A 21129-nucleotide genomic window follows, 5' to 3' on the forward strand; every position below is an offset into this window, starting at 1 on the left:
TCATTCCAGGAGAGGCCAGGGCGTTGCTGCGGATCCTGCTCAAGGCCGCACCTCAGAAGCCGGAAACAACGACCGGGCACGAGCCGACGACCGGTGGAGGCCCACGACATGATCATGGGCGTTTTCGGCGGCCTGTCCGAGGCGGACGCAACCGCATCGAGATCAGTGTCCGTCCCGCCCGTGGTGAGCGGGAGCCGTCATGGCGGAGGGCCGTGCCGATCGTGCTGGACGCGGCCGGTCGGAGACGGTGCGACGACCGGTACGCCGGACGGCCACGGCCAGATCCTTCGTTGGACAAGGTCTAAACCTGTCCTCCTTGGACGGGGTATCCACCGGGGACGGCGCTGATCATCAAAGAGATCAACGTTCGACGGGGATCGCGCTCCTCGCAGGGCCCGGCGAGAGACGGCGCAGCCGTGTCGGACGACGGCGGAAGGACCGCCGCCCACCCCGAGGAGGACCACTCCATGAAACTCGCCAGCATGCTCGTCGGCCTGGCCGCCGGTGTGAGCGCCATCGCCTTCACGGCGACCCCCGCCCACGCGGCAGGCACGGTCAGCGGCACCGTCAGCGTCAACTTCAGCCCCTGGAACGTGACCTGCTCCTGGACCAACGCGACCACCAGCGACGTGCCCCCGAACACGCTGACGATCAGCCACACCTCGATCAACTCCACCATCTCCTGCACCGGCGGCATCGCGCTGACCGTCACCTCGAGCCCCACGGTCACCTTCAGCGGCGGCAACGCCACGATCGTGTCCATCGACGTCGCCGTCCAGACACCGAGCTGCGCCTACCGGGTGAGCAACGCCACGCTCCTCGGCCCCGGCCCGACCTACACCGGCACCGACGTGCCCGCCGTGGAGAAGGACCCCAAGCGCTTCCTCTGCCCGGACAACGTGACCATGGGCACGGTGTCCCTCGCCTTCTGATCACCTAACGGCGCCCACGGCCCCCGGCCGGGAAGATCCCATGATCTCCCTGGCCGGGGGCCTCGGCGTTCGGCAGGCGGACCGCCCGCCGTCGCCCGCGCTCTCATCCGTCCGAGAACCCGAGGTGGCACAGCGCGGCGTCGAAGAGGCGGCGCAGCACGCCCGCATCCGGCGCGACGGCGGTGAGGAGCCTGCCGGGGCCGGGAAGGGGGACGATCACGCCGTGTCCCTCCACCGGGGTGCCGCCGAGGAGCCGGACGCAGGAGGGGTCTTCGATCGCCGGGTCGATGAGGAGGAGCTGGCCGGTGGCGCGGTTGCCGGCCAGGACGGCGGGACCGTCCCAGCCGGGTGCGCCGGGTCCGTAAACGGTGTGCTGGTCCAGCAGCGTCCGCCCGTCGCAGCGGACGCTGAGGCGGCTGTCCAGCCTGCCCGTGGGTTCGTGCGCACGACCGAGGATCTGCTGCTCACCCAGCAGGAGCCGGGCGGTGGGCGCCAACTCCACCCGGATGCTCTGCCGCAGGTCGCTGCCGGAGACGGAGACGACAGGTTCGGGAAGCCAGCGCAGCCGCGCGGATTCCTCCACGCGCAGGACCACGTCATAGCAGGCGTGTCCGGGTGCGGGACCGGGCAGCGCGACGGTGGCGGCGGCGGAGGTGATGTACACGTCGGCGCCCGGACCTATCGTGACTTCGACGCGCAGCCGGTCGCCGTTGTGCGGGGAGCTCATCGCGTTGAGGAGACACAGGCGCGCACGAGGACCGTCCGGGCGAAGACGGCGCAGGTCGAGGGGCCCATCACCCTGGAGCAGGGGAAAACGGGTGCTCCCGGCCTCGGCGGTGGCCACGATGCGGGCGGTGGCGTGCAGCCCTCTCCCGGCGGGGCGCCCGGCCGGAGGGGAAGACGGTGCGGGACGGGTTCGGGGCGCGGCCGTCATGCGCGGGTCTCGGCCCACTCGGCAAGGCGGCGGCGCACCCACGCGGCGACGGGCTCGACACCGCCGTCGGCCTTCACACTGGTGAGGATGACGGGAAGGGAACCGCGCGCGGTCTTGGCGTCGCGCTCCATGGCACCGAGGTCGGCTCCGACATAGGGGGCGAGATCGGTCTTGTTGACGACCAGGAGATCGGCGGTGGTGACCCCGGGACCGCCCTTGCGGGGGATGTCGTCGCCGCCCGCGACGTCGATGAGGAAGATCTGGTGATCGACCAGCCCTCGGGAGAAGGTGGCGGTCAGGTTGTCGCCACCGGACTCGATCAGGATGAGGTCCAGGGGTCCGAGCCGGTCCTGCAGGTCTTCGACGGCCTCCAGGTTGGCGGAGATGTCGTCGCGTATGGCGGTGTGCGGGCAGGCGCCGGTCTCGACGGCGGCGATCCGCTCGGGCGGCAGCACCGCTTCGCGCAGCAGGGCCTCGGCGTCCTCGCGGGTGTAGATGTCGTTGGTCACCACGGCGAGGGACAGGGTGTCGCGAAGACGCCTGCACAGCGCGGCGACGGTGGCGGTCTTGCCAGAGCCCACCGGCCCGCCCAGACCGATGCGCAGGGCACGGGAGGGGGCGCCGGGACGGACGGCGACCGCGCCGGAGGGGGCGATGTCCGTGGGAGCGGTTTCAGGGTGGTGCAGATGCATGGCTGCTCCGGTGTGAGGCGGTTGCGGTGGCCGGTGGCCGTTCAACTGGCGAACAGACGCACCGGCCAGGCCGAGTGCTGCTCGGCGGTGATGTCCAGCAGGGGCGCGGAGGCGGCGGGAAGCACGTCCACGCCTTCCGCCGGCACCCGCGCGGCGTCCCCGGCCGCTTGACGGGAGACCTCTTCGATGTCGTCGGTGAGCCGGGCGAGGACCGCGGTGGCGTGGAAGGGATCCAGACCGAGGAGGCGCACCGCGGCGGTGACCGGGCCGCAGACGGCGTCGTAGCCGGCGGCCTGGGCGGCGTCCGGCGGGGACAGCCCGGCCGCACGCGCGGCCAGGCCGAGCACGATCGGCTGGTGCGCGCCGCCCGGACGCGCGGCGGCGAGTTCCCGCAGGCCGGGATCGGGCCAGACGGCGAGCACGGCGCGCATCAGCTGCCTGCCCATCCTGCGGGCGACCCGGCGCAGCGCCGGGACGGGGGTACGGGCGTCGGCCGCGGCGTCCAGGAGGAGCGGGTCGCAGCCGCCGGCCGCTGCGGCGGCCAACGCCGCGGAGACCAGTCCGACGGTGTGCAGCCGGCCGAGGCAGAACCGCTCCAGGGTCGCCGCGTCGTGGACGTGCCCGGCCGCGATGGCGGCCTCGGCTCCTCCCGAGTGGGCGTGCCCGCCGGAGGGGAACCGGCCGTCGCTGAGGACGAGCAGTGCCGCAGGACTCATCATGGCTCCAGTCGGCGGAGGCTTCATCAGAACAGGAAGTACCGCTGGGCCATGGGCAGCTCTCTGCGGTAATCCGGCGCGACCGCCCCTTCGCCGACCGACACGTTCACATCGCTGGTCCGGTCGTCCTGCTCGCCGGTGCCTCCACTGCCTTCGACGACCACCTCGAAACTGTCGGGATCGACATCGATGCGTGGCAGGGCGTCGTTCTCGCGCATGTCGGCCTTGGTGAGCTCCCGGGTGTCGGTGATGTGCTCGAACGCCTTCCTCGTCCCGGGCGACCCACCGGTGAACCACTCCGAGACGAAGTTGACGGAGTTGCCGCCCGGCGCGTTCCCCAGGGCGCCGAACATACGGCGGGGAAGGACCGGCTGGGGGGTGGGGATGGAGGCGTTGGCGTCGCCGATCTGCGCGTAGGCGATCTGCCCTCCCTTGAGCACCAGATGCGGCTTGACGCCGAAGAACTTCGGCTCCCAGAGCACCAGGTCCGCGAGCCTGCCGATCTCCACCGAGCCGACCTTGTGCGCGATGCCGTGGGCGATGGCCGGGTTGACGGTGTACTTGGCGACGTACCTGCGGGCCCTGAGGTTGTCGGAGCGGCCGTCTCCGAGCAGGCTGCCGCGGCTGCGTTTCATCACGTGCGCGGTCTGCCAGGTCCGCAGGACCATCTCCCCGATGCGTCCCATGGCCTGGGCGTCCGAGGACATGATCGAGATGGCGCCCAGGTCGTGCAGGAGGTCCTCGGCGGCCATCGTGGAGGGGCGGATACGCGAGTCGGCGAAGGCCAGATCCTCCTTGACCTTCGGGTTGAGGTGATGGCAGACCATGACCATGTCGATGTGCTCGGTGACGGTGTTGACCGTGAGCGGCCGGGTGGGATTGGTGGAGGCGGGCAGCACGCGGGGATGAGAGGCCATTTCGATCATGTCGGGGGCGTGGCCGCCGCCCGCGCCCTCCACGTGGAAGGCATGGATGCAGCGCTCGCCGATGGCGTCCAGGGTGCTCTGCAGGTAGCCGGCCTCGTTCAGCGTGTCGGCGTGGATGGCCAGCTGGACGCCGGACTCCGCGCACACCTCAAGGCAGGCGTCGAGGACTCGGGGGGTGGCCCCCCAGTCCTCGTGGATCTTGAAGCCCATGACCCCGGCGCGCAGCTGGTCGCGCATCGAGTCGCGGGACATCGTGGCTCCTTGGCCGAGCAGTCCGATGTTGACCGCGGAGCCGTCCAGCGCCTCGAACATGGCCGCGACGTGCCAGGAGCCCGAGGTGACAGTGGTGGCCTTGCTGCCCTCCGCCGGGCCCGTGCCGCCGCCGATGAGCGTCGTGACGCCCGAGGCGAGCGCCTCGTCGATCTGCTCGGGGCAGATGAAGTGCACGTGGGTGTCGACGCCGCCCGCGGTGAGGATCTTGCCGTTGCCGGAGATGATCTCGGTCTCCGGCCCGACCACGATGTCGGTGGCCAGGGGGTGGTCATCGTGGAGCCTGTTCATGATGTCGGGGTTGTAGGCCTTGCCGAGAGCGACGATGTGACCGTCCCGCAGAGCGACGTCCGCCTTGACGATCCCCCAGTGGTCCAGGACCACGGCTCCGGTGATCACGGTGTCCGGGGCGCCCTCCGCACGCGACACGCGGGACTGGCCCATCGATTCGCGGATCACCTTGCCGCCGCCGAACACCATCTCGTCGCCGCTGCGGCCCGGGCCGCCGGCCCAGTCCTCGGTGATCTCGATCCACAGGTCGGTGTCGGCGAGCCGGATAAGGTCTCCGGCGGTCGGGCCGTAGAGGTCGGTGTAGTCGGCGCGCTCCAGCCGGGGGCGGCATACCTCGGGCTCAGCCATCGAGCGGACCTCCGACCTCTCCGCGCAGCCCCGGGACGATCCTCTCGCCCTGGAGGGGCACCAGGTCGACCTCGACCTGGTAGTTGGGTTCGAAACGCCGGGACTTGCCGGCGGGGATGTTCAGCCGCTTGCCGTACGCGCACGCGCGGTCCGGCTCGGAGTCCGGCGATTCCACCGGTGCCGGCCTGATCTCCAGGGCGGGGTTCACCTCATAGAAGTGGTAGTGGGAACCGACCTGGACGGCGCGGTCGCCGACGTTGCGGACCTCCACCCTGGTCACCGGCAGGCCCTCGTTGACGAGCACCGGTTCGCCCGTGCCGGGATGCTCGATCTGCCCAGGACCGGGAACGTCGTTCCTGACGGGGATGGGATCGGTGATGGTCACCAGCTTGGTGCCGTCGGGGAAGGTCGCCTCCACCTGGATCATCTCGATCATCTCCGGGACGCCCTCCATCACCTCCTGGCGGGTGAGCACGCCACGCCCGGAGGACATCAGTTCCCGGACGGTCCTGCCGTCCCTGGCCCCTTCGAGCACATGCACGGTCAGCAGCGCCACCGCTTCGGGATAGTTCAGCCGCAGCCCTCGATCCCGGCGCCTGGCGGCCACCTCGGCCGCCATATGGATCAGCAAACGTTCCTGCTCATGAGGGGTCAGATGCATTTCTTCTCCTCGCAGACACGACCGGATCTCCCTCCCGACGGCCCGCCGTCGGTCCGACATCGGATCGATCACTGTCCGAGGTTTAATTATTACTTTGTGTGGTTCTGGCGGGGATGGGGCGTCCAGCCACGTTCACCTCACCCTTCAGGAGCGCAACACTGGCTGCACCAGTCCCTTTGCTTCGCCCCGACAGAAGAGCACCGCGCCGTTACTGCTGCGCGCTGGAAACTGGCCGTCGCGCCCGTTCACCGACCCGGCCGAGGACGCCCGACCGGTACGATCACCTTTCTCCCAGGGGGCGAACGACGCATCACCAACCTGACCCCCATGGAGGCTGGCTTCCCGAAAAGATCGCCTATGAAAGGCCACCCAGCGGCTGTACGTGGATGCCTTTGCTCTGGTGACACTCCACATGTGGGAGTAGGAGGTCAGTGGAATGAACGTCATCCGGCACTGGTTCGCCTACCGCAAGGCCAACCCCGCAGGCAAAAACCAGCCCGCTCGATGGCATCTGCATCGACCAGTGGCCCCACGAACGGGTGACCGAGCTCCCGGCACGGCCGCTTGACGCCGTCGACCGCCCGGGGGCCAGTGCTGCAGACGTCCCTGCTCCCGCGTGATGTCACCAGTCGCGGGGGGCGATCAGCTCTTCGATGTCCGCCTCCGCGAACCCGTACGCCGAGGCCACGAACCAGAAGTCCTCGGCTATCTCCTCCCGCGCAAAGGTCTCGATCTCGCTTCCGGCCGCCTCGAACTCCGCCTCCAGCGCGTTGAACTCCTCCGTCGCCACATGGGTGAGCGCGTACAGCGCCGCCAGATCCGATGGCCGCTCGGCCTCGATCCGCTCGCACAGCCTCAGCAGGACCGCCTTGCCCTTGTCGACGACGTGATCGGGAAAGTACTCGTCCGCGTACAGCCCTCGCAGAAACGGATGCCCTGTCACCTGCTGATTCGTGATCGCCACGGCGTTCCCTGTCCCTCCTCGAAGCACCGGCGCTCCGATCCTGCACCACACGACCGACAACGCCCGCCGGACATGTCTCCGACAGACGGCTGGGCCATCTGGCGGGACTGTCCGGTTCCGGTTACCCCGGAACCGGACAGTCCTGAACGAACGGCCTCCGCCACTTGCTGGCCCACTCGTCCAGCAGACCTTCATGCACCGTGTAGAGGTGTAACTGCGTCGTCCTGGCCGTCCCGCGCTCCTTGCTCCCAGCGAGGCCAACTGCAGTACAGGGAAACGACCACCGACCTTCGCGAGAATCAGGAGTATGCGGCACAGCGCCCGCCCCGTTCGGAAAGCTGCACGGCTGGAGGGCGGGGAGCCATCCGGCCGTCACCGGCCACGGTCGGTGATCGACTCGCGGGCTGTCTCGACGGCACCCCGGCTGACAGACTCTTCGGCCATGGCGAACAGCGGACTGTGGGTCGGCGTCCTCACCGCGCTGACCGCACTGGGAGCCGGCTACCTCACCTCGCGGGCGACCTTGCGCGCGGCGCTGGCCCAGGCCCGAACGACCACACGGGCTCAGGCCCTTCGCGAGCAGCGCGAGCGGCGGCGATCCTCCTATCGGGAGATGATGAGCTGCGCGCACGCGTTCAGCGCGATCACGTGGCAGATCGATGACGTCGATGCGACGCACGACCGTGAGGGCAAGGACCGGCTCCTGTCGCAGATGTACGAGCGCATCGGCCCGGCCATCGGGGACATGAACAGGGCGATGCACGAGGTCCGGCTCGACGGCCCTGACGAGGTCTCCGCTGCGGCGGATCACCTGCGGAATATGGCGCGGCGCGTGCAGGTGCTGCTCCAGGCGCTCATCGGTGACGGCGGTCCCGGGCGGCGGGACGCCTATGACGCCGCCTACCGGGATTTCCGGGAGGCCTACGTCACGTTCATCGGTCTGGCGCGAGGAGCGCTGGAGGTCAAGGACGAGGACGGCTAGCCGATGGCCCTTCGCCTCAGCGCGATCAGATGCGCGCAAACCGAACGCCCCTTCGTCCGCCGCCGGTACTGCCGGACCGTGAGGCGGAGACCGGCCACAACGCGGAGCAGCCGGTGCATACGCAGAGCGACGCCGTAACCGGCCCTACGTAGAGAGTCCGAAGTGGCCGCTGTCGGCCGCGAATGGATCGGCTCGTACCGAGGTCACCGGTGCCTGCTGCGCTGGTGAGGCCGGGGGTTGGGCATTGGTCCTTGAGTCGGCGATGCACGGGTTGGGCGGGCAGCACGGGCTGCGGTCGACCCAGAGCTCCTCCTGCACCCGGTACCCGGTGGCGCGAAGCGCCGGAAGCGTGCGAGCCACCGCGTCGTCGTCGACCGTCCTGTCCAACAAGCTCATCGGCATCGCAGACCCACCGGCCGGCCGGGACGCCCAGCCTCATTTCCCCGTGGTCGGCGCCAGCCGATCCGTGCCCCTGTCCAGCCGACGGATACCTCTCTGCTCACCGCGGCTTGTCACAGAGAGGCGCCGTTGACCGTACGGACCCCTCGTTGTGCGGGTCGTGAGGTCCGAGGCCCAGAAGCTCGGGTCTGTCGGCCCGGGTCCGCCATTCGTGGTCGGGGTCGGTGATCAGGCGGCGTGTCTTGAGGTCGAGCAGGCCGCTCACGTGGTCGACCTCGGCGGCCACGGTGCCGTCCAGGTGCCGCAGGACGTGGTGCACCCGGTAGGTCTTGCCGGTGCCCCATTCCCAGTCGCAGGACACATCGACCTGGTCGCCGCCGCGTAGTTCGCTGCGGTATCTGATGACGGTCTCCAGGTTGACGGGGCCGATGCCGCTGCCCAGCAGGTCTTCGATGGAGATCCCGGCGGCCTGGACGCAGGCGAAGCGGGAGTGGTCGGCGTACTGGACGTAGAAGCCGCCGTTGAGATGAAGCTGGGGGTCGATCTCGTAGCTGCGCACCTCCAGCCGGACGCTGAACGGCTCAGTCGTGGGGTTGCGGGTCATCGGATGCTCCCTGCTCGGCCAACCAGTGGAAGGAACGGTCTGTGAGGTAGCGGAGCCCGTCGTCGCGGATCTCCAGCCAGTCGCCACGTGCCCAGCCGCCCGCCACCTGGGGGGAGAAGCCGTGCTTGCGGAACAGGGCGCTCGCCTCGGACCTGGTCAGCCCCCGCGCTCCCCATTCGGAGATGAGCGAGCGATACCGGCTCTCGGCGGGGACCTCGGCGGGGTCGGCCGAGATCGCGTCGGCCAGTGCCGCGAACCCCTCGCTGATCTGGCGTAGCGCTGCGGCCACCTGGTCCATCCGCGACGACGATGGCAACTCCATGCTCATAGGTTAGCAATCGGTACCGATCGCTCACCTATGAGGTCGTCACCGGGCGATGGGACGACGGAGCTCTCCGCCCGCCGTGTCCAGGCCGCGACGGGCCTTCTCCAGGGCACGGGATGACTGCCGATGATCGCCGGGCGGTGGATCGACGTGGTGGTGCTCGGTACGGTGACCGCGTGCGACGGCGCCCGGTCCGGGCTGCGCATGCTCACCGGGGCGCTCGGGCCACGGGTGCGCTGTCCTGTCGCGCTGTATGGGCGGGTTCACTGAGGACGAAAAACCCAATCGCCATTGTGTTATCATATTGCAACTCATGTCCGAATGCTGAATTTGCGGGGGTTTGGTGACTTCGGAGGTCGAGGAGCGCATTGGCAAGGCGATGCACGAGGGCGCCCGCGAGGTGGACTTGTCCTATCTCAGGCTCTCCCGCCTGCCCGACTCTCTGCGTGGCCTCACCTGGATCGAACATCTCGACGTGAGCGGTAACGCCCTCACCGATTTGCCGGGCTGGCTGGGCGAGCTGAGTGCCCTCACTCGTCTCGACCTGCGGTGGAACAATTTCACCGCATTGCCGGAGTGTCTGCGGGACCTTCCCGGGCTGGCCCGTTTGGACCTGCCGGCGAACGAGCTCAAAACGCTGCCGGAATGGCTGGTGGACCTCACCTCTCTCCGCAGCCTCTGGCTACAGGACACCGGCCTTGCCGAGCTGCCGGAGTTCTTGGGGCAGATGACCTGGCTGACCTCGCTCAACGCCAGGGCCAACGCCTTCACCGAACTGCCGGAGTCGCTGGGGAGCCTCACCTCCCTCCAGTATCTCGACCTGACGGACAACGCCCTTGTCTCGATTCCGGGCTCACTGGGCGGCCTGGTGGCCCTCAAAGACCTGGGACTGGAGAGAAACGCTCTCACCGAGCTGCCGGAATCGCTGGGAGGGCTGTCCTCGCTCGGCACGCTCAGACTGGCCGGAAACGCCCTGACCCGATTGCCGGAATCAATTGGAGGGCTCGGTTCGCTCACCACCCTCAATCTGACGGGAAACGCTCTCACCGAGTTGCCGGAGTCGTTGGGAGACCTGTCCTCCCTCCATGCTCTTCACCTTGACGGCAATTCGCTCACCTCACTGCCGGAGTCGTTGGGGCGACTCATCCGTCTTGACACCCTCTACGCAGGTCACAACCTCCTCACCGAGATACCGGAATCGCTGGGCGAGCTCAGTTCGATCAGATATCTCTCACTGCGCGGCAACGCGCTCACCTTGCTTCCGGAGTCCTTGCGGAAGCTCACCTCGCTCAAGAACATCGACCTTTCCCACAACGCTCTCCGCGAACTGCCGGACTGGCTGAACGACCTTGCTCCTCGCACCAGGGTCGTCCGGGGGAAGCAGCGATCCCGGGTAGGGGCGCGATGTGCATGCAAGGACTGTTTGAAATGGATGGAAAAATGGTCGCCAGAGATCTTGAAAGACCTCTGAGGCGACCGCCACCGCACGGCAGGCGGCCAGGCGGCCGCACGACCACCGTCATCAGGCCATTCTCGCCCTCTGCCACCAGGGCAGATGAAGGTGGAGTGAACTCAATCTGATGTTGCCCGGGTCATGGCCTCGGGCCGGCAGCACTCTCGCTGAGACAAGACGTCTGCGCACGTGCTCGCCACCTCTCCGGAGAACTCGCCACGTTGCCCGCCAGGCCGCTTGAAATGCCGCCAGGCCGCGTGCGGCCTGGCATCGGCCAGGGACGGGACGGCGCGGCGAGCACTTGGACGAAGTTCCCTGCCTGCCGCGCGGAGTTCCGGGACGAGAGCGGATCCGATGTGGCCGTCTTCACCCGTGCCGACGACCGCAACCCGCTCGTCGCCTCGCTGTTCGCCTGATACTCCACTCGATACCCGGTCGCATCCTGCGTTGCACCCCAGCATCAGTCTCGGCCCTGTGGCCAGGGCTGATATGGGTGTCCGAGGGGTGTCTCGCCCCACCGACCCGCGCCCGATCGTCCCAGTGATCATGTACCCGTTGGACGGGGCCGTGGCATAGGGCACGCGGTTCAGCATGTGCAACCGGGACGTCTCGCTGGGCGTACGGACCAGGAACCCCGGCCTTCATCACCGTGACCGGCACGCTCCCGTTCGTGCCGACCGCTTGACCCCGCCTGAACGCCTGACCGGCTTGGGAGGCTCGGCACAAGCGCGAGACATCGCTCATCGCCGAGCCGGGCCGGGCGGGGCCGGGCGGGGCCGGGCCGCGCTCCGAGCGGCCCTCGCCCTCACGTACGCGCGGCGCTCGGACCGACTCGTCTTTCCGCTGGAACCTGCCATGTCTCTTGACGTGCATTGGAGGCAGGTATACAAACGTTCATACACCAGCGTGAGGAGGCGGCCTTGAGCACATACCGGACGAACGGGATGTCCCGGCGAGGGTTCCTGACGGGCACCACGTCCGTCGCCGCGCTCGGCATGCTCGGCCTGGGGACGGCGGCGTGCGGAAGCTCGGGAGGCGGCGGGAAGGCGACGGCCCGTATCGGATGGGTGGAGCCGAAGACCGGCCGGCTCGCCGCCGCCTACAAGCCGATCTATGTCGGTGCGAGGCTCGCCCTGGAGGACCTGAAGGCGGGCGGCGGGCTGCTCGGGCAGGCCGTGCAGCTCATGGAAGAGGACGACAAGGGGAGCCCGGCCGCTCAGCCGGCCGTGGCGCAGCGGCTGATCCGGGAAGAGCCGACGTTCGTGGTCGGGCCGACCGGGAGCTCACAGGTCCTGGCGTCGGTGACGGCCCTGGCCCGGGCGAAGCTGATCCAGTCGTGCTGGGGCGGCGCGGAACTGCTCGGGGACGGTGACCGCTTTCCGTACCATTACCAGCTCGTCTACAACACCACCCAGCAGGCCGAGGTGGCGGCGCGTTTCCTGCACGAGGTCCGCGGGCTCCGCAAGATCGGCATCATCGTCGAGAACTCGGAGTTCGGCACGTCGATCAGGGACGCGGTCGTCCGGATCCTGCGCGACACCTACTCCGCGAAGCCGGTCGCGGTCGAGGTGTTCGAGGTGGACGCCTCCGACATGACGCCGTTCGTCCGCAACCTGGAACGGGCCGGCGTGGACGGCCTCGGCCTGTTCACCGGCCAGCCGCAGGCGACCATCCTGATCCTGCGGGCGATGGCGGCGAGCGACTTCCACCCGGTGATCGTCTCGCACGACCTCAACTACATCGAGGCGCTCGGGGAGTTCCCCCGTGCGCTGCTCGACGGGTTCTTCGGCACCACCTACCGAGGGCTCACCTACACCGACGCGGAGGAGCCCTCCGCCGCGGTGCACGGGCTGGTCGAGCGGATCAACAAGCATCCGGACACCGCCGGGCTGGGCTACTCGGCGGTGACCAGCCCCTACTACGACTACATGCTGCTGATGGCCAAGGTGATCGAGGAGACCAAGAGCCTCGAACCGGCGAAGCTCAAGGCCGCGCTCGACAAGGTCGAGGACTACCAGGGCGTTCGCGCGAAGGTGTCGTTCACCGCCAAGCGGCACTCGGGAATCGCCGCCGAGGACATCACGGTCGGCACCCTCGTGTCGGCGAAGGAGCCGCAGAGCCTGGGCGGGGTCCTGCGACGGCGCGCGGACGGGATGTGACCGGCCGATGATCGCCGACATCCTGGTCGCCGGCCTCGTCTTCGGCAGCCTCTACGGCCTCGTCGCGGTGGGCTTCAACATCCTGCACCGGCCGACGAACGTGGTGAACTTCGCCCAGGGCGAGCTCATCATGATCGGTGCGATGCTGATGGCGGCCACCCCGATCGGCGGGCTTCCCTGGGGGATCGCCGCCGCCTGCGTGATGGCGGTCGTCGCGATCGTGACGCTGGCCGAGGAACGGGTCGCCGTGACCCCGGTGCTGCGCAGGTCGTCCCACGCCGTCGGCTGGGTGATCACCACGCTGGCGTTCTCGCTGCTGCTCGCGGAGGCCGCCGGGCGGCTGTGGACGGACCAGCCGAGCACCGTCGCGCCACCGTGGCCGCTGTCCATGCGGGTCGAGGAGGTGCTGGGGGTCCGCTTCTCCAGCTACCAGGTCGCGGTGGTGGTCATCGCCGTGGCCGTGGTGGCCCTGCTCGACGTCCTGGATCGTTCCCGGCTCGGCACCGCGTTGCGGGCGGTGGCCGCCGACCGCGACGGCGCCCGGCTGCGCGGCATCGACCCGGCGGCGCTGACCCGCCGTTCCTTCCTGCTCGGCGGCGCGCTCGCGGGGCTCACCGGGGTGCTGGCGGCGCCGCTGCTGCTGGCCTCGGTGACGATGGGCCTGGGTCTGCTGATCAAGGGCTTCGCCGCCCTCGCGGTCGGCGGGATCGGCGACAACCGCGGCGTGCTGGTGGCGGGCTGGGTGCTCGGCGTCATCGAGGCCGCGGGCGCCGTCTTCGCCTCGCCCGGGTCCCAGTCCGTCGTCCTGTTCGCGGCCATGCTGCTCATCCTGCTGATCCGGCCCAACGGCCTGCGCGGTCTGGCGGTGCAACGTCATGTCTGAAGCTCGCGGGACACGGTCCGGCGCCGCGCGGCGCGCGGCCCCGTGGCTGGTCCTCGTGGCGGCCGCGGCCGCGCTGCCGCTGCTGAGCGGCGACCCGACGATCACCTATCTGGCGACCACGGCCGGGATCTACGTGCTGGTCGGGACGGGGCTGAACCTCATGTTCGGCTACACCGGCCAGGTCTCGCTCGGGCAGGGCGCACTGGTCGCCGTCGGCGCCTACACCACCGGCATCCTCATGGCCGACCACGACTGGACGTTCTGGGCGGCGGCCCCGGTGGCGGTGCTGGTCGCCGTGGGAGCGGGAACCCTGATGGCCCTGCCGGCCTTCCGGCTGTCGTCCTGGTACATCGCCCTGGTCACGCTCGGCGCGGCGATGGCGGCGCGCAGCCTCCTGGTCGAGTTCGAGGGGCTGACCGGCGGCTGGTCGGGACTGATCGGCATCCCGCGGCCGGTGCTCGGCCCGTGGGAACTGGGGGAACGGGGCGTCTTCTGGCTGGTCCTGGCCGTCAATGTCGTACTGTTCGCCATGGTCCGCACCACCGTCGACTCCCGCCTGGGCCGCGGCATGATGGCCGTCCGGGACGCGCCGGAGATGGCGCGAAGCGTCGGCGTCGCGCCCGCGCGGATGAAGCTGTTCGCGTTCGCCTGCGGCGGCGCCACCGCCGGACTGGGCGGGGCGCTGCTGGCCGTCCACCACGGGCTGGTCACCCCGGACGACTTCACCCTCGACTTCTCGATCCTGTTCCTGCTGGTGGTCATCATCGGCGGCGCGGCGCGGCTGGTGGGCCCGATCATCGGCACCCTGCTGTTCTTCGCCCTCCCCGAGCTGTTGACCGGCCTGGCGGAATGGCGCGGACTCATCTACGGCGCGGCGCTGCTGGTACTGATGGTGTACGCGCCGCAGGGCATCGCCGGGGAATGGGAGCGGCTGCGGGCGCGCCGCCGGGCCTCCGGCACGCCTTCCGATGCCTACGGCACCTCCGACGTCTCCGATGCCTCCGGCACGGACGTCCCGGTCGAGGTCGGGCCGCCGCGAGGGGAGCCGCTCGGCGTCGAGCTGGTCGGCGTCCGCAAGTCGTTCGGCGGGGTGCACGCCCTGCAGGGAGTCGACCTCACCATCGAACCCGGCACGGTCCACGCGATCGTCGGGCCCAACGGGTCGGGGAAGACGACCCTGCTCAACGTGATCAGCCGCCTGCTGCGGCAGGACGGAGGGCGGGTCCTCCTCGGCACCGAGGACGTCAGCCGGGCCACCGCCGAGCGGCTCGCCCGGCACGGTGTGGCGCGCGTCTTCCAGACGCCGCGGCTGCTCGGCGCGTCGAGCCTGCGGGACAACGTCCTGCTCGGCGCCTACGCGCGGGAGCGGACGGGCGGGACGGCGACCGTCCTGCGGCTGCCGTGGGCCCGCCGCGAGCGGGCCGAACTGACGGAGGAGGCCGACCGGCTCCTGGCCGACCTCGGACTGGCCGAACGGGCGGACGAGGAGGCCGCCGCGCTGCCGCACGGCGAGCAGCGACTGCTGGAGGTGGCGCGGGCACTGATGACGCGTCCACGTCTGCTGCTGATGGACGAGCCGGCGGCCGGGCTCACCCCGCGGGAACTGGAGTCGCTGGGACGCCTGATCCGCGCGATCCGCGACGCCGGCACCACCGTGGTCCTGGTGGAGCACCACATCGAACTCGTCGCGAGCGTCGCCGACGTGGTGACCGTCCTGGACCGGGGCCGGCTCGTGACGTCGGGGTCGCCGCAGGACGCCCTCGGCGACGCACGGGTCGTCGAAGTGTACTTGGGGGCACCCGCATGACAGCTCAGGACGAGGAACTGATCGCCGTGTCCGGGCTGAGCTCCGGCTACGGCGCGGTGCCGGTGATCCACTCGGTGGACTTCACGGTCCGGACGGGCGAGATCTTCGCGGTGGTCGGCGGTAACGGAGCCGGGAAGACCACCCTGCTCAGCACCGTCTCGGGGCTGCTGCGCCCCACGTCCGGGTCGGTGCGGCTCGCGGGAACCGACATCACCGGGTGGAGCCCCGAGCGGATCGTGGCGCACGGCCTGGTCCACATTCCCGAGGGCAGGCGCCTGTTCACGGGGCTCACGGTGGCCGAGCATCTGCGGCTCGGGCTCTGGAACGCCCCGAACCGGCGCCGGGTCGAGCGGGAGCGGACGGAACGGGTCGTCGACCTGTTCCCGGTGCTGGGCGAGCGAATGGACGCCTACGCGGAGGTGCTCAGCGGTGGGGAGCAGCAGATGCTCGCCATCGGCCAGGCGCTGATGCGTGAACCCCGGGTGCTGCTGCTGGACGAACCCTCCATCGGCCTGGCGCCCGTGGTCATCCAGCGGGTGTTCGCGGTGGTGGACCGGCTGCGGACGCACGGCCTGACCGTGATCCTGGTCGAGCAGCGCGTCGGCCAGGCGCTGGCGCTCGCGGACCGGGGACTGGTGCTGCGGCACGGCCGGGTGGAGGCGGCCGGGTCCGCCGCCGAGCTGGCGAAGGACCCCGCGCTGCGGGTCGCCTACCTGGGCGCGGCCGCGGCCGGTGACCAGCGGATCAAGGAGTGACATGAGCGATGAGTGGTGGGGCCCGGCGGTGCCCGAGGCCGAGGACTGCGTGGTCGGGGAGCTGCTCGCCCGCCGTGCCGCCGAGCATCCGGACCGGGTGTACGCGGTCTTCGAGGACGGGACGCGGTGGACGTACGCCGAGACCCTGGCCGAGGCCGAGCGGGTCGCCGCCGGGCTGCACGGCCTGGGGGTGCGGCCGGGTGACATGGTCGTCTCCTGGCTGCCGAACGGACCCGACGCACTACGCGCCTGGTTCGGCGTGAACCTGCTCGGCGGCACCCTCGTCCCGCTCAACACCGCCTATCGCGGTGGGCTGCTCGAACACGCGATCCGGCTGTCCGGGGCGCGGGTGGCGGTCGTACACGCCGAGCTGGCCGGGCGCCTGGACGACATCGACACCGGCGCGCTGGAACGGGTGGTGGTGCTCGGCGAGGGCGGTACCCGGCCGGGTCGCCGGGTCGCCGCGCCGGGGCAGGAGGCGCCAGGGCCGCAGGTGCTGGGGCCGGAGGTGCTGGCCACGCCGGCCCCGGGATTCCGCCCGGAGGCGCCGCCCCGGCCGTGGGACCCGTACGCGGTGATCCTGACGTCGGGGACGACCGGGCCGTCGAAGGGCGTCCTGTGCTCGTACGTCCAGCTCGCGGCGTGCGCGCGGGCCGCGTTCGGCGGCTGCTTCGGGGAGGCCGACCGCTACATGGTGAACCTTCCGCTGTTCCACGCGGGCGGCACGATCGGCACGTACGCCGCGCTGCTGCTCGGCGGCGGGATCAGTCTCGTCAGCGCGTTCGACACCGAGTCGTTCTGGCCGGCCGTCCGCGCGACGGGTACCACGCACGTCACGCTGCTCGGCGTGATGGCGACGTTCCTGAGCAAGCGCCCCGCGTCCCACCACGACCGTGCCCACCCACTGCGGCACGTCTTCATGATCCCGCTGATCGAGGACAGCGTGGCGTTCGCCGAGCGCTTCGGCGTCGACGTGGTGGCCATGTTCAACATGACGGAGGTCTCGATCCCGATCATCTCCGGGCCCGACCCCGGCGTCCCGGGCACGTCCGGGCGGCTGCGTCCCGGCGTCGAGGCCCGGATCGTGGACCGGCACGACCGGGTGCTGCCCGACGGGGAGGTCGGGGAGCTGGTGCTGCGCACCGACCAGCCGTGGGCGATGAACTCCGGTTACCTCGGGATGCCCGAGGCGACGGCACGGGCCTGGCGCAACGGCTGGTTCCACACCGGGGACGCCTTCCGCACGGTGGACGGCGAGTTCTTCTTCGTGGACCGGATGGGCGACACGATCCGGCGCCGGGGCGAGAACATCTCCTCGGCCGAGGTGGAGGCGGAACTGCTGGCGCATCCGTCGGTCCGGGAGGCCGCGGTGGTCGCCGTGCCGAGCCCCTACGGCGAGGACGACGTGCTCGCCGTGGTCGCGCCCGTGGAGGGCGCGACGATCGACCCGGCCGAGCTGCTTCGTTTCCTGATCCCGCGCATGGCGCATTTCATGGTGCCCCGCTACGTGCGCGTGGTCGACGCGCTCCCGCACACCCCGACGAACAAGGTCGAGAAGCATCGGCTGCGTTCGGAGGGCGTGACGGTGGACACGGCCGATCGCGAGCGGCTGGGCGTGGTCGTCCGGCGGGACCGCATCGGCGAGACGCCCGCCGCACGCTGAGCCGCTCGTCCGCGGCACCCGCCGGCCCCGGCGCCGGCGGGTGCCGCGGACGTCTTCGCGGACCGGGGCCGGGGCGGCGGGTGCCGTCAGGCGTCCGGGGGACCGGCGCCGACGAGCTGCAGGGCCAGGAAGGCGTACTGGTCGGCGAGTTCCCGGGCCGACACCGTGCCCTCCGGCCGGAACCACTGTCCGGCGTTGATGCACATGTCGAGGATGGCCTTGGCGACCACGTCCACCGGGGCCGGGCGCGACGAACGCGGATCGCTCAGGCGGAACCGGCCGGCGGCCAGGCCCCGTTCCAGGGTGCGTTCGAAGATCCGGCGGACGCGCCGCTGGGCGTCCAGCACCTCCTTGGCCTGCTCGGGCGGGAGGTGACGCCATTCGGTCCGGGCGACCAGGCCCTCGATGCGCCGTTCGGTGTGGAAGAGCGTGAGCTCCCGCACCAGCTCGGCCAGCTGCCGGTCGGCCCGGTCGCCGCCGCGCAGCAGCCCTTCCTCCAGCAGGCGCTCGGAGTCCTCGTGCGCCCGCTTGAGGATCGCGTAGAGCACTTCCTCTTTGGACTGGTAGTGGTTGTAGAGCGAGCCCGCGGTGACCCCGCACGCGGCGGTGATCTTGCGGACGCTGGTGGCGGGGAACCCGTCCTCGTAGAACAGGCGCGCCGCCTCGTCGAGGATCCGCCGGCTCATCGAGGCCGTGGCCGGTGGGTCGCCGGCGGTCGTCCGGGAGTGTGTCGTAGCCACCCCTTGACGCTATCACCATATGAACGTTCATTGACCTGTCATGGCAGAATCTGGTAAACAAACGTTTGTATACAGAGGGGGGAGTGATGAGTGAACCGGTGATCGACGTCTGTGAGGTCGCCTACGACACCGAGTGCTGGACGGCCTATCTGGGGGCGCTGGCCACCGTCGCGCCACGCTATCTCGTCCTGTTCGCCGGACGCCTGGCCACCCTCACCGGCCGCGCCCCCGGCGACGTCGCGGCGGAGGCGGCCCGCGACCCGGCCGGCACGGCGGATCGGCTGGCCGCCGTCCTCGGGCGCGGGTTCGACATCGACCACCACGTCGCCGCGCTGGCCGAGACCGGGGTCCGTCACCAGGTCCTGCACGGCGGGCCGTGGACCATCGGAGACGGCACCGTCAACGACCGGGTCGCCGCCTACGCCGCCCGGCACCCGGACCGCCTCAGCGCCTGGGCCGGCGTCGGCCTCACCGATCCGCGGGCCGCGATCACCGAGGCCCGTCGCGCGCTCGACGAACTCGGCGCGACCGGCCTGTCGGTCATCCCGTTCCTCGACGGCGTCGACCCGTCCGGACCCGAGTACGAGGGGTTCTGGCGGTTCGCCGCCGACCGCGGTGTCCCGGTGTGGCTGCACTGCGGGCAGCACTTCCGCTCGGACGTCGCGATCGACGTCTCCGCACCGCGGGTGCTGGACCGGATCGCCGGCGCGCACCCCGATCTCGTCCTGGTCGCCGGCCACGGGGGATGGCCCTGGGTCACCGAGATGCTGGCCGTGGTGCAGCGGCACACCAACGTCTACCTGGAGTTCTCCTCGCACCGTCCGGCCAGGATGGGGGACCGCGGATCGGGGTGGGAGGCGCTGCTCGCCCTGGGCACCGCGTCCGTCCGGACCCGGGTCCTCTTCGGGTCGACCAGCTGGACGCAGGCGCGCCCTCCCGCCGCACTCGCCGCCGAGGTCACCCGGCTCGGTCTGCCGGACGACGTCGTCCGAGCCTGGCTGCACGACAACGCCGAGCGGCTGCTGAACCGGGTCCGGCCGGGAGCGGCGGCATGAACGGCCGCCGGATACTGGTCACCGGAGCCGCGGGAGGCATCGGCACCTCACTCGTCGCCGAACTGCTCCTCCAGGGCGCGCGGGTGCTGGCGACCGATGTCGACGAGTCCGGCTGCCGCCTGCTGGAGCGGCGGATCGGCGGCCGGCCGGAGGACGGCCGGCTGCACACGATGCCGCTCGACCTGACCGAGAGCGGTGCGCCGCAGCGCATCGTCGACCGGGCGATCGACCGGCTCGGCGGCCTTGACGGACTCGTCAACAACGCGGGGGTCGAGCATCGCGCGGCGCTGGCCGAGCACGGCACCGCCGACTGGACGCGCGTGCTGGAGATCAACCTTTCGGCGCCGTTCCGGCTGGCCCGCGCGGCGGCCCCGGCCCTCGCCGGACAGCCGGGCGCCGCCATCGTCAACGTCTGCTCGATCGCGGTGACCGGGTTCGCCGGGCAGGCCGCCTACGACGCGAGCAAGGGCGGGCTGCTGAGCCTGACCCGCTCGCTCGCCGTCGAGCTGGGACCGCTCGGCGTCCGGGCGAACGCCGTGTGCCCCGGCTTCATCGACACTCCGATGCTCGACGCGAGCGGGCTTCGCGGGCTGGCGGAGAAGGTCGCCGCGCGGCTGCCGCTCGGCCGGTGCGGCCATCCGGAGGAGGTCGCCGCCGCGATCGTGTGGCTGCTGGGAACAAGCGCCGGTTACGTCACCGGCCAGGCATTGTTCGTCGACGGAGGGATGGTCAGAGCGTGAGGCGCGATCAGGAGAGCACGGCGTCCGGCGGTACGGAGACCTTGCTGGTGTCCCGGCCGGCGCCGGGGGTGCTGTGGCTGACCATGAACCGTCCGGCCCGGCGGAACGCGCTCGATCGCGCGCTGGGCGAGGAGCTGCTGCGCGCGCTGGAACACGCCGAGACCGATCCGCAGGCCAGGGTCGTGGTGCTGACCGGAGCGGGCAGCGCCTTCTGCGGCGGGGACGACCTCGGCGCGGTGGACGAGCACCTCGCCGGGGACCGCAGGCACTCGCCGGTGCTCGGTGACACCGCCGACCCGGTGTACCTGCGGATCGTCGAGGCGATCGTCACATCGCCGCAGCCGGTCATCGCAGCGGTCAACGGCCCCGCGGCCGGCGCGGGCACCGAGCTGGCCTGCGCCGCCGACCTGCGGATCGCCTCGGACACGGCGCGGATCGGAAGCTGCCTGGTGAACGTGGCGCAGACCGGCACCGCCGTCATGCTGCCCCGCATCGTCGGAACCGCGAAGGCGACCGAGATCTACCTGTCCGGCGGGCTGCTCGACGCCGCCGACGCCGAGCGCCTGGGCATCTACACCCGCGTCGTCCCGTTCGGAGAGCTCCAGGACGTGGTGCTCGCCGAAGCGCGTCGCCTCGCGGCCGGCCCGACCCGCGCGATCGGGCTCTACAAGCAACTGCGCGAACGGGTGTACGGGCAGCCGCTGGAACAGGCGCTGCGCATCCAGAACGGCTTCCACATCCGCAACAACAGAGAAGTCCATGACGCGGTCGAAGGGGCGCGTGCGTTCGTCGAGAAGCGCAGCCCCGAGTTCACCGGTCGTTGAGGAGGA

General features: G+C 70.6%; 21 protein-coding genes. 12 read left to right on the top strand and 9 right to left on the bottom strand.

All coding sequences use genetic code 11. The annotated features are described in order from the left end of the window. Positions 1-467: 467 nt before the first annotated feature. Positions 468-932, top strand: a complete 465-nt coding sequence (locus C4U03_RS10570) for a hypothetical protein (RefSeq protein WP_146087316.1) — start codon at positions 468-470, stop codon at positions 930-932. Positions 933-1035: 103 nt separating this feature from the next. Here C4U03_RS10570 and C4U03_RS10575 read toward each other — a convergent pair whose 3' ends face one another. The 6 genes from C4U03_RS10575 to C4U03_RS10600 form a co-directional block, all read right to left on the bottom strand. Beyond that, a complete protein-coding gene (locus C4U03_RS10575; RefSeq protein WP_200827189.1) occupies positions 1036-1659 on the bottom strand; it encodes an urease accessory protein UreD in 624 nt (207 codons plus the stop codon). 203 nt (positions 1660-1862) lie between these two features. Continuing rightward, complete coding sequence (ureG, locus tag C4U03_RS10580) at positions 1863-2558, bottom strand: urease accessory protein UreG (RefSeq protein ID WP_103937557.1); 696 nt, start codon at positions 2556-2558, stop codon at positions 1863-1865. Positions 2559-2599: 41 nt separating this feature from the next. Continuing rightward, a complete protein-coding gene (locus C4U03_RS10585) occupies positions 2600-3274 on the bottom strand; it encodes an urease accessory protein UreF (RefSeq protein ID WP_103937971.1) in 675 nt (224 codons plus the stop codon). Between the two features lie 26 nt (positions 3275-3300). Further along, positions 3301-5109: an urease subunit alpha gene (locus C4U03_RS10590; RefSeq protein WP_103937558.1), complete on the bottom strand. Its 1809-nt coding sequence runs from the start codon at positions 5107-5109 to the stop codon at positions 3301-3303. Next, complete coding sequence (locus C4U03_RS10595; protein ID WP_103937559.1) at positions 5102-5770, bottom strand: urease subunit gamma; 669 nt, start codon at positions 5768-5770, stop codon at positions 5102-5104. The genes C4U03_RS10590 and C4U03_RS10595 overlap by 8 nt, the downstream gene beginning before the upstream one ends. Before the next feature lie 622 nt (positions 5771-6392). Continuing rightward, positions 6393-6734 carry a DUF5713 family protein gene (locus tag C4U03_RS10600; protein WP_103937560.1) on the bottom strand — a complete coding sequence of 114 codons (342 nt, stop codon included), beginning with the start codon at positions 6732-6734 and terminating at the stop codon, positions 6393-6395. 442 nt (positions 6735-7176) lie between these two features. Between C4U03_RS10600 and C4U03_RS10605 the strand changes: the two genes are divergently transcribed. Continuing rightward, entirely contained in the window at positions 7177-7716 is a 540-nt protein-coding gene (locus tag C4U03_RS10605) for a hypothetical protein (protein ID WP_103937561.1), read from the top strand. 499 nt (positions 7717-8215) lie between these two features. On the opposite strand, the gene C4U03_RS10615 is transcribed toward C4U03_RS10605, so the two are convergent. Then, positions 8216-8719 carry an acyl-CoA thioesterase gene (locus C4U03_RS10615; protein WP_103937563.1) on the bottom strand — a complete coding sequence of 168 codons (504 nt, stop codon included), beginning with the start codon at positions 8717-8719 and terminating at the stop codon, positions 8216-8218. After that, positions 8697-9041, bottom strand: a complete 345-nt coding sequence (locus tag C4U03_RS10620; RefSeq protein ID WP_146087317.1) for a hypothetical protein — start codon at positions 9039-9041, stop codon at positions 8697-8699. Before C4U03_RS10620 ends, C4U03_RS10615 begins: the two co-directional genes overlap by 23 nt. 346 nt (positions 9042-9387) lie before the next feature. Between C4U03_RS10620 and C4U03_RS10625 the strand changes: the two genes are divergently transcribed. The 7 genes from C4U03_RS10625 (at position 9388) to C4U03_RS10650 (ending at position 17764) form a co-directional block, all read left to right on the top strand. Next, positions 9388-10515, top strand: coding sequence for a leucine-rich repeat domain-containing protein (locus tag C4U03_RS10625; RefSeq protein WP_146087318.1), 1128 nt, complete (start codon positions 9388-9390; stop codon positions 10513-10515). 239 nt (positions 10516-10754) lie between these two features. Continuing rightward, the gene (locus C4U03_RS40355) at positions 10755-10913 is read left to right on the top strand and encodes a hypothetical protein (protein WP_160146946.1); all 159 of its coding nucleotides are present in this window, start codon (positions 10755-10757) and stop codon (positions 10911-10913) included. A gap of 504 nt (positions 10914-11417) precedes the next feature. Next, positions 11418-12656 (top strand): ABC transporter substrate-binding protein, encoded by a 1239-nt coding sequence (locus C4U03_RS10630; protein WP_146087319.1) that lies wholly within the window; start codon positions 11418-11420, stop codon positions 12654-12656. Positions 12657-12663: 7 nt separating this feature from the next. Continuing rightward, positions 12664-13539, top strand: coding sequence for a branched-chain amino acid ABC transporter permease (locus tag C4U03_RS10635; RefSeq protein WP_103937567.1), 876 nt, complete (start codon positions 12664-12666; stop codon positions 13537-13539). Further along, positions 13532-15346, top strand: a complete 1815-nt coding sequence (locus C4U03_RS10640) for a branched-chain amino acid ABC transporter ATP-binding protein/permease (RefSeq protein ID WP_103937568.1) — start codon at positions 13532-13534, stop codon at positions 15344-15346. The genes C4U03_RS10635 and C4U03_RS10640 overlap by 8 nt, the downstream gene beginning before the upstream one ends. Beyond that, entirely contained in the window at positions 15343-16101 is a 759-nt protein-coding gene (locus C4U03_RS10645) for an ABC transporter ATP-binding protein (RefSeq protein WP_103937569.1), read from the top strand. Before C4U03_RS10640 ends, C4U03_RS10645 begins: the two co-directional genes overlap by 4 nt. Position 16102: 1 nt before the next feature. Next, positions 16103-17764 (top strand): AMP-binding protein, encoded by a 1662-nt coding sequence (locus C4U03_RS10650; RefSeq protein WP_103937570.1) that lies wholly within the window; start codon positions 16103-16105, stop codon positions 17762-17764. An 86-nt stretch (positions 17765-17850) separates the two neighbouring features. On the opposite strand, the gene C4U03_RS10655 is transcribed toward C4U03_RS10650, so the two are convergent. Further along, a complete protein-coding gene (locus C4U03_RS10655) occupies positions 17851-18504 on the bottom strand; it encodes a TetR/AcrR family transcriptional regulator (RefSeq protein ID WP_146087320.1) in 654 nt (217 codons plus the stop codon). An 86-nt stretch (positions 18505-18590) separates the two neighbouring features. Here C4U03_RS10655 and C4U03_RS10660 point away from each other — a divergent pair, with 86 nt between their 5' ends. Genes C4U03_RS10660 through C4U03_RS10670 form a run of 3 tightly spaced genes read left to right on the top strand, consistent with a single transcriptional unit; the run spans position 18591 to position 21123 of the window. Next, positions 18591-19559 carry an amidohydrolase family protein gene (locus C4U03_RS10660; protein ID WP_103937572.1) on the top strand — a complete coding sequence of 323 codons (969 nt, stop codon included), beginning with the start codon at positions 18591-18593 and terminating at the stop codon, positions 19557-19559. Further along, the gene (locus tag C4U03_RS10665; RefSeq protein ID WP_103937573.1) at positions 19556-20299 is read left to right on the top strand and encodes an SDR family NAD(P)-dependent oxidoreductase; all 744 of its coding nucleotides are present in this window, start codon (positions 19556-19558) and stop codon (positions 20297-20299) included. Before C4U03_RS10660 ends, C4U03_RS10665 begins: the two co-directional genes overlap by 4 nt. Continuing rightward, positions 20296-21123, top strand: a complete 828-nt coding sequence (locus C4U03_RS10670) for an enoyl-CoA hydratase-related protein (RefSeq protein WP_103937574.1) — start codon at positions 20296-20298, stop codon at positions 21121-21123. Before C4U03_RS10665 ends, C4U03_RS10670 begins: the two co-directional genes overlap by 4 nt. The last annotated feature ends 6 nt before the right edge of the window (positions 21124-21129 follow it).

The organism is Thermomonospora echinospora (genome assembly GCF_900108175.1).
Classification (GTDB): domain Bacteria; phylum Actinomycetota; class Actinomycetes; order Streptosporangiales; family Streptosporangiaceae; genus Thermomonospora; species Thermomonospora echinospora.

Coding starts and splice junctions, on each gene's coding strand:
- C4U03_RS10570 (WP_146087316.1), top strand. CDS start 468: ATGAAACTCGCCAGCATGCTCGTCGGCCTGGCCGCCGGTGTGAGCGCC.
- C4U03_RS10575 (WP_200827189.1), bottom strand. CDS start 1,659: ATGAGCTCCCCGCACAACGGCGACCGGCTGCGCGTCGAAGTCACGATA.
- ureG (WP_103937557.1), bottom strand. CDS start 2,558: ATGCATCTGCACCACCCTGAAACCGCTCCCACGGACATCGCCCCCTCC.
- C4U03_RS10585 (WP_103937971.1), bottom strand. CDS start 3,274: ATGAGTCCTGCGGCACTGCTCGTCCTCAGCGACGGCCGGTTCCCCTCC.
- C4U03_RS10590 (WP_103937558.1), bottom strand. CDS start 5,109: ATGGCTGAGCCCGAGGTATGCCGCCCCCGGCTGGAGCGCGCCGACTAC.
- C4U03_RS10595 (WP_103937559.1), bottom strand. CDS start 5,770: ATGCATCTGACCCCTCATGAGCAGGAACGTTTGCTGATCCATATGGCG.
- C4U03_RS10605 (WP_103937561.1), top strand. CDS start 7,177: ATGGCGAACAGCGGACTGTGGGTCGGCGTCCTCACCGCGCTGACCGCA.
- C4U03_RS10615 (WP_103937563.1), bottom strand. CDS start 8,719: ATGACCCGCAACCCCACGACTGAGCCGTTCAGCGTCCGGCTGGAGGTG.
- C4U03_RS10620 (WP_146087317.1), bottom strand. CDS start 9,041: ATGGAGTTGCCATCGTCGTCGCGGATGGACCAGGTGGCCGCAGCGCTA.
- C4U03_RS10635 (WP_103937567.1), top strand. CDS start 12,664: ATGATCGCCGACATCCTGGTCGCCGGCCTCGTCTTCGGCAGCCTCTAC.
- C4U03_RS10640 (WP_103937568.1), top strand. CDS start 13,532: ATGTCTGAAGCTCGCGGGACACGGTCCGGCGCCGCGCGGCGCGCGGCC.
- C4U03_RS10645 (WP_103937569.1), top strand. CDS start 15,343: ATGACAGCTCAGGACGAGGAACTGATCGCCGTGTCCGGGCTGAGCTCC.
- C4U03_RS10650 (WP_103937570.1), top strand. CDS start 16,103: ATGAGCGATGAGTGGTGGGGCCCGGCGGTGCCCGAGGCCGAGGACTGC.
- C4U03_RS10660 (WP_103937572.1), top strand. CDS start 18,591: ATGAGTGAACCGGTGATCGACGTCTGTGAGGTCGCCTACGACACCGAG.
- C4U03_RS10665 (WP_103937573.1), top strand. CDS start 19,556: ATGAACGGCCGCCGGATACTGGTCACCGGAGCCGCGGGAGGCATCGGC.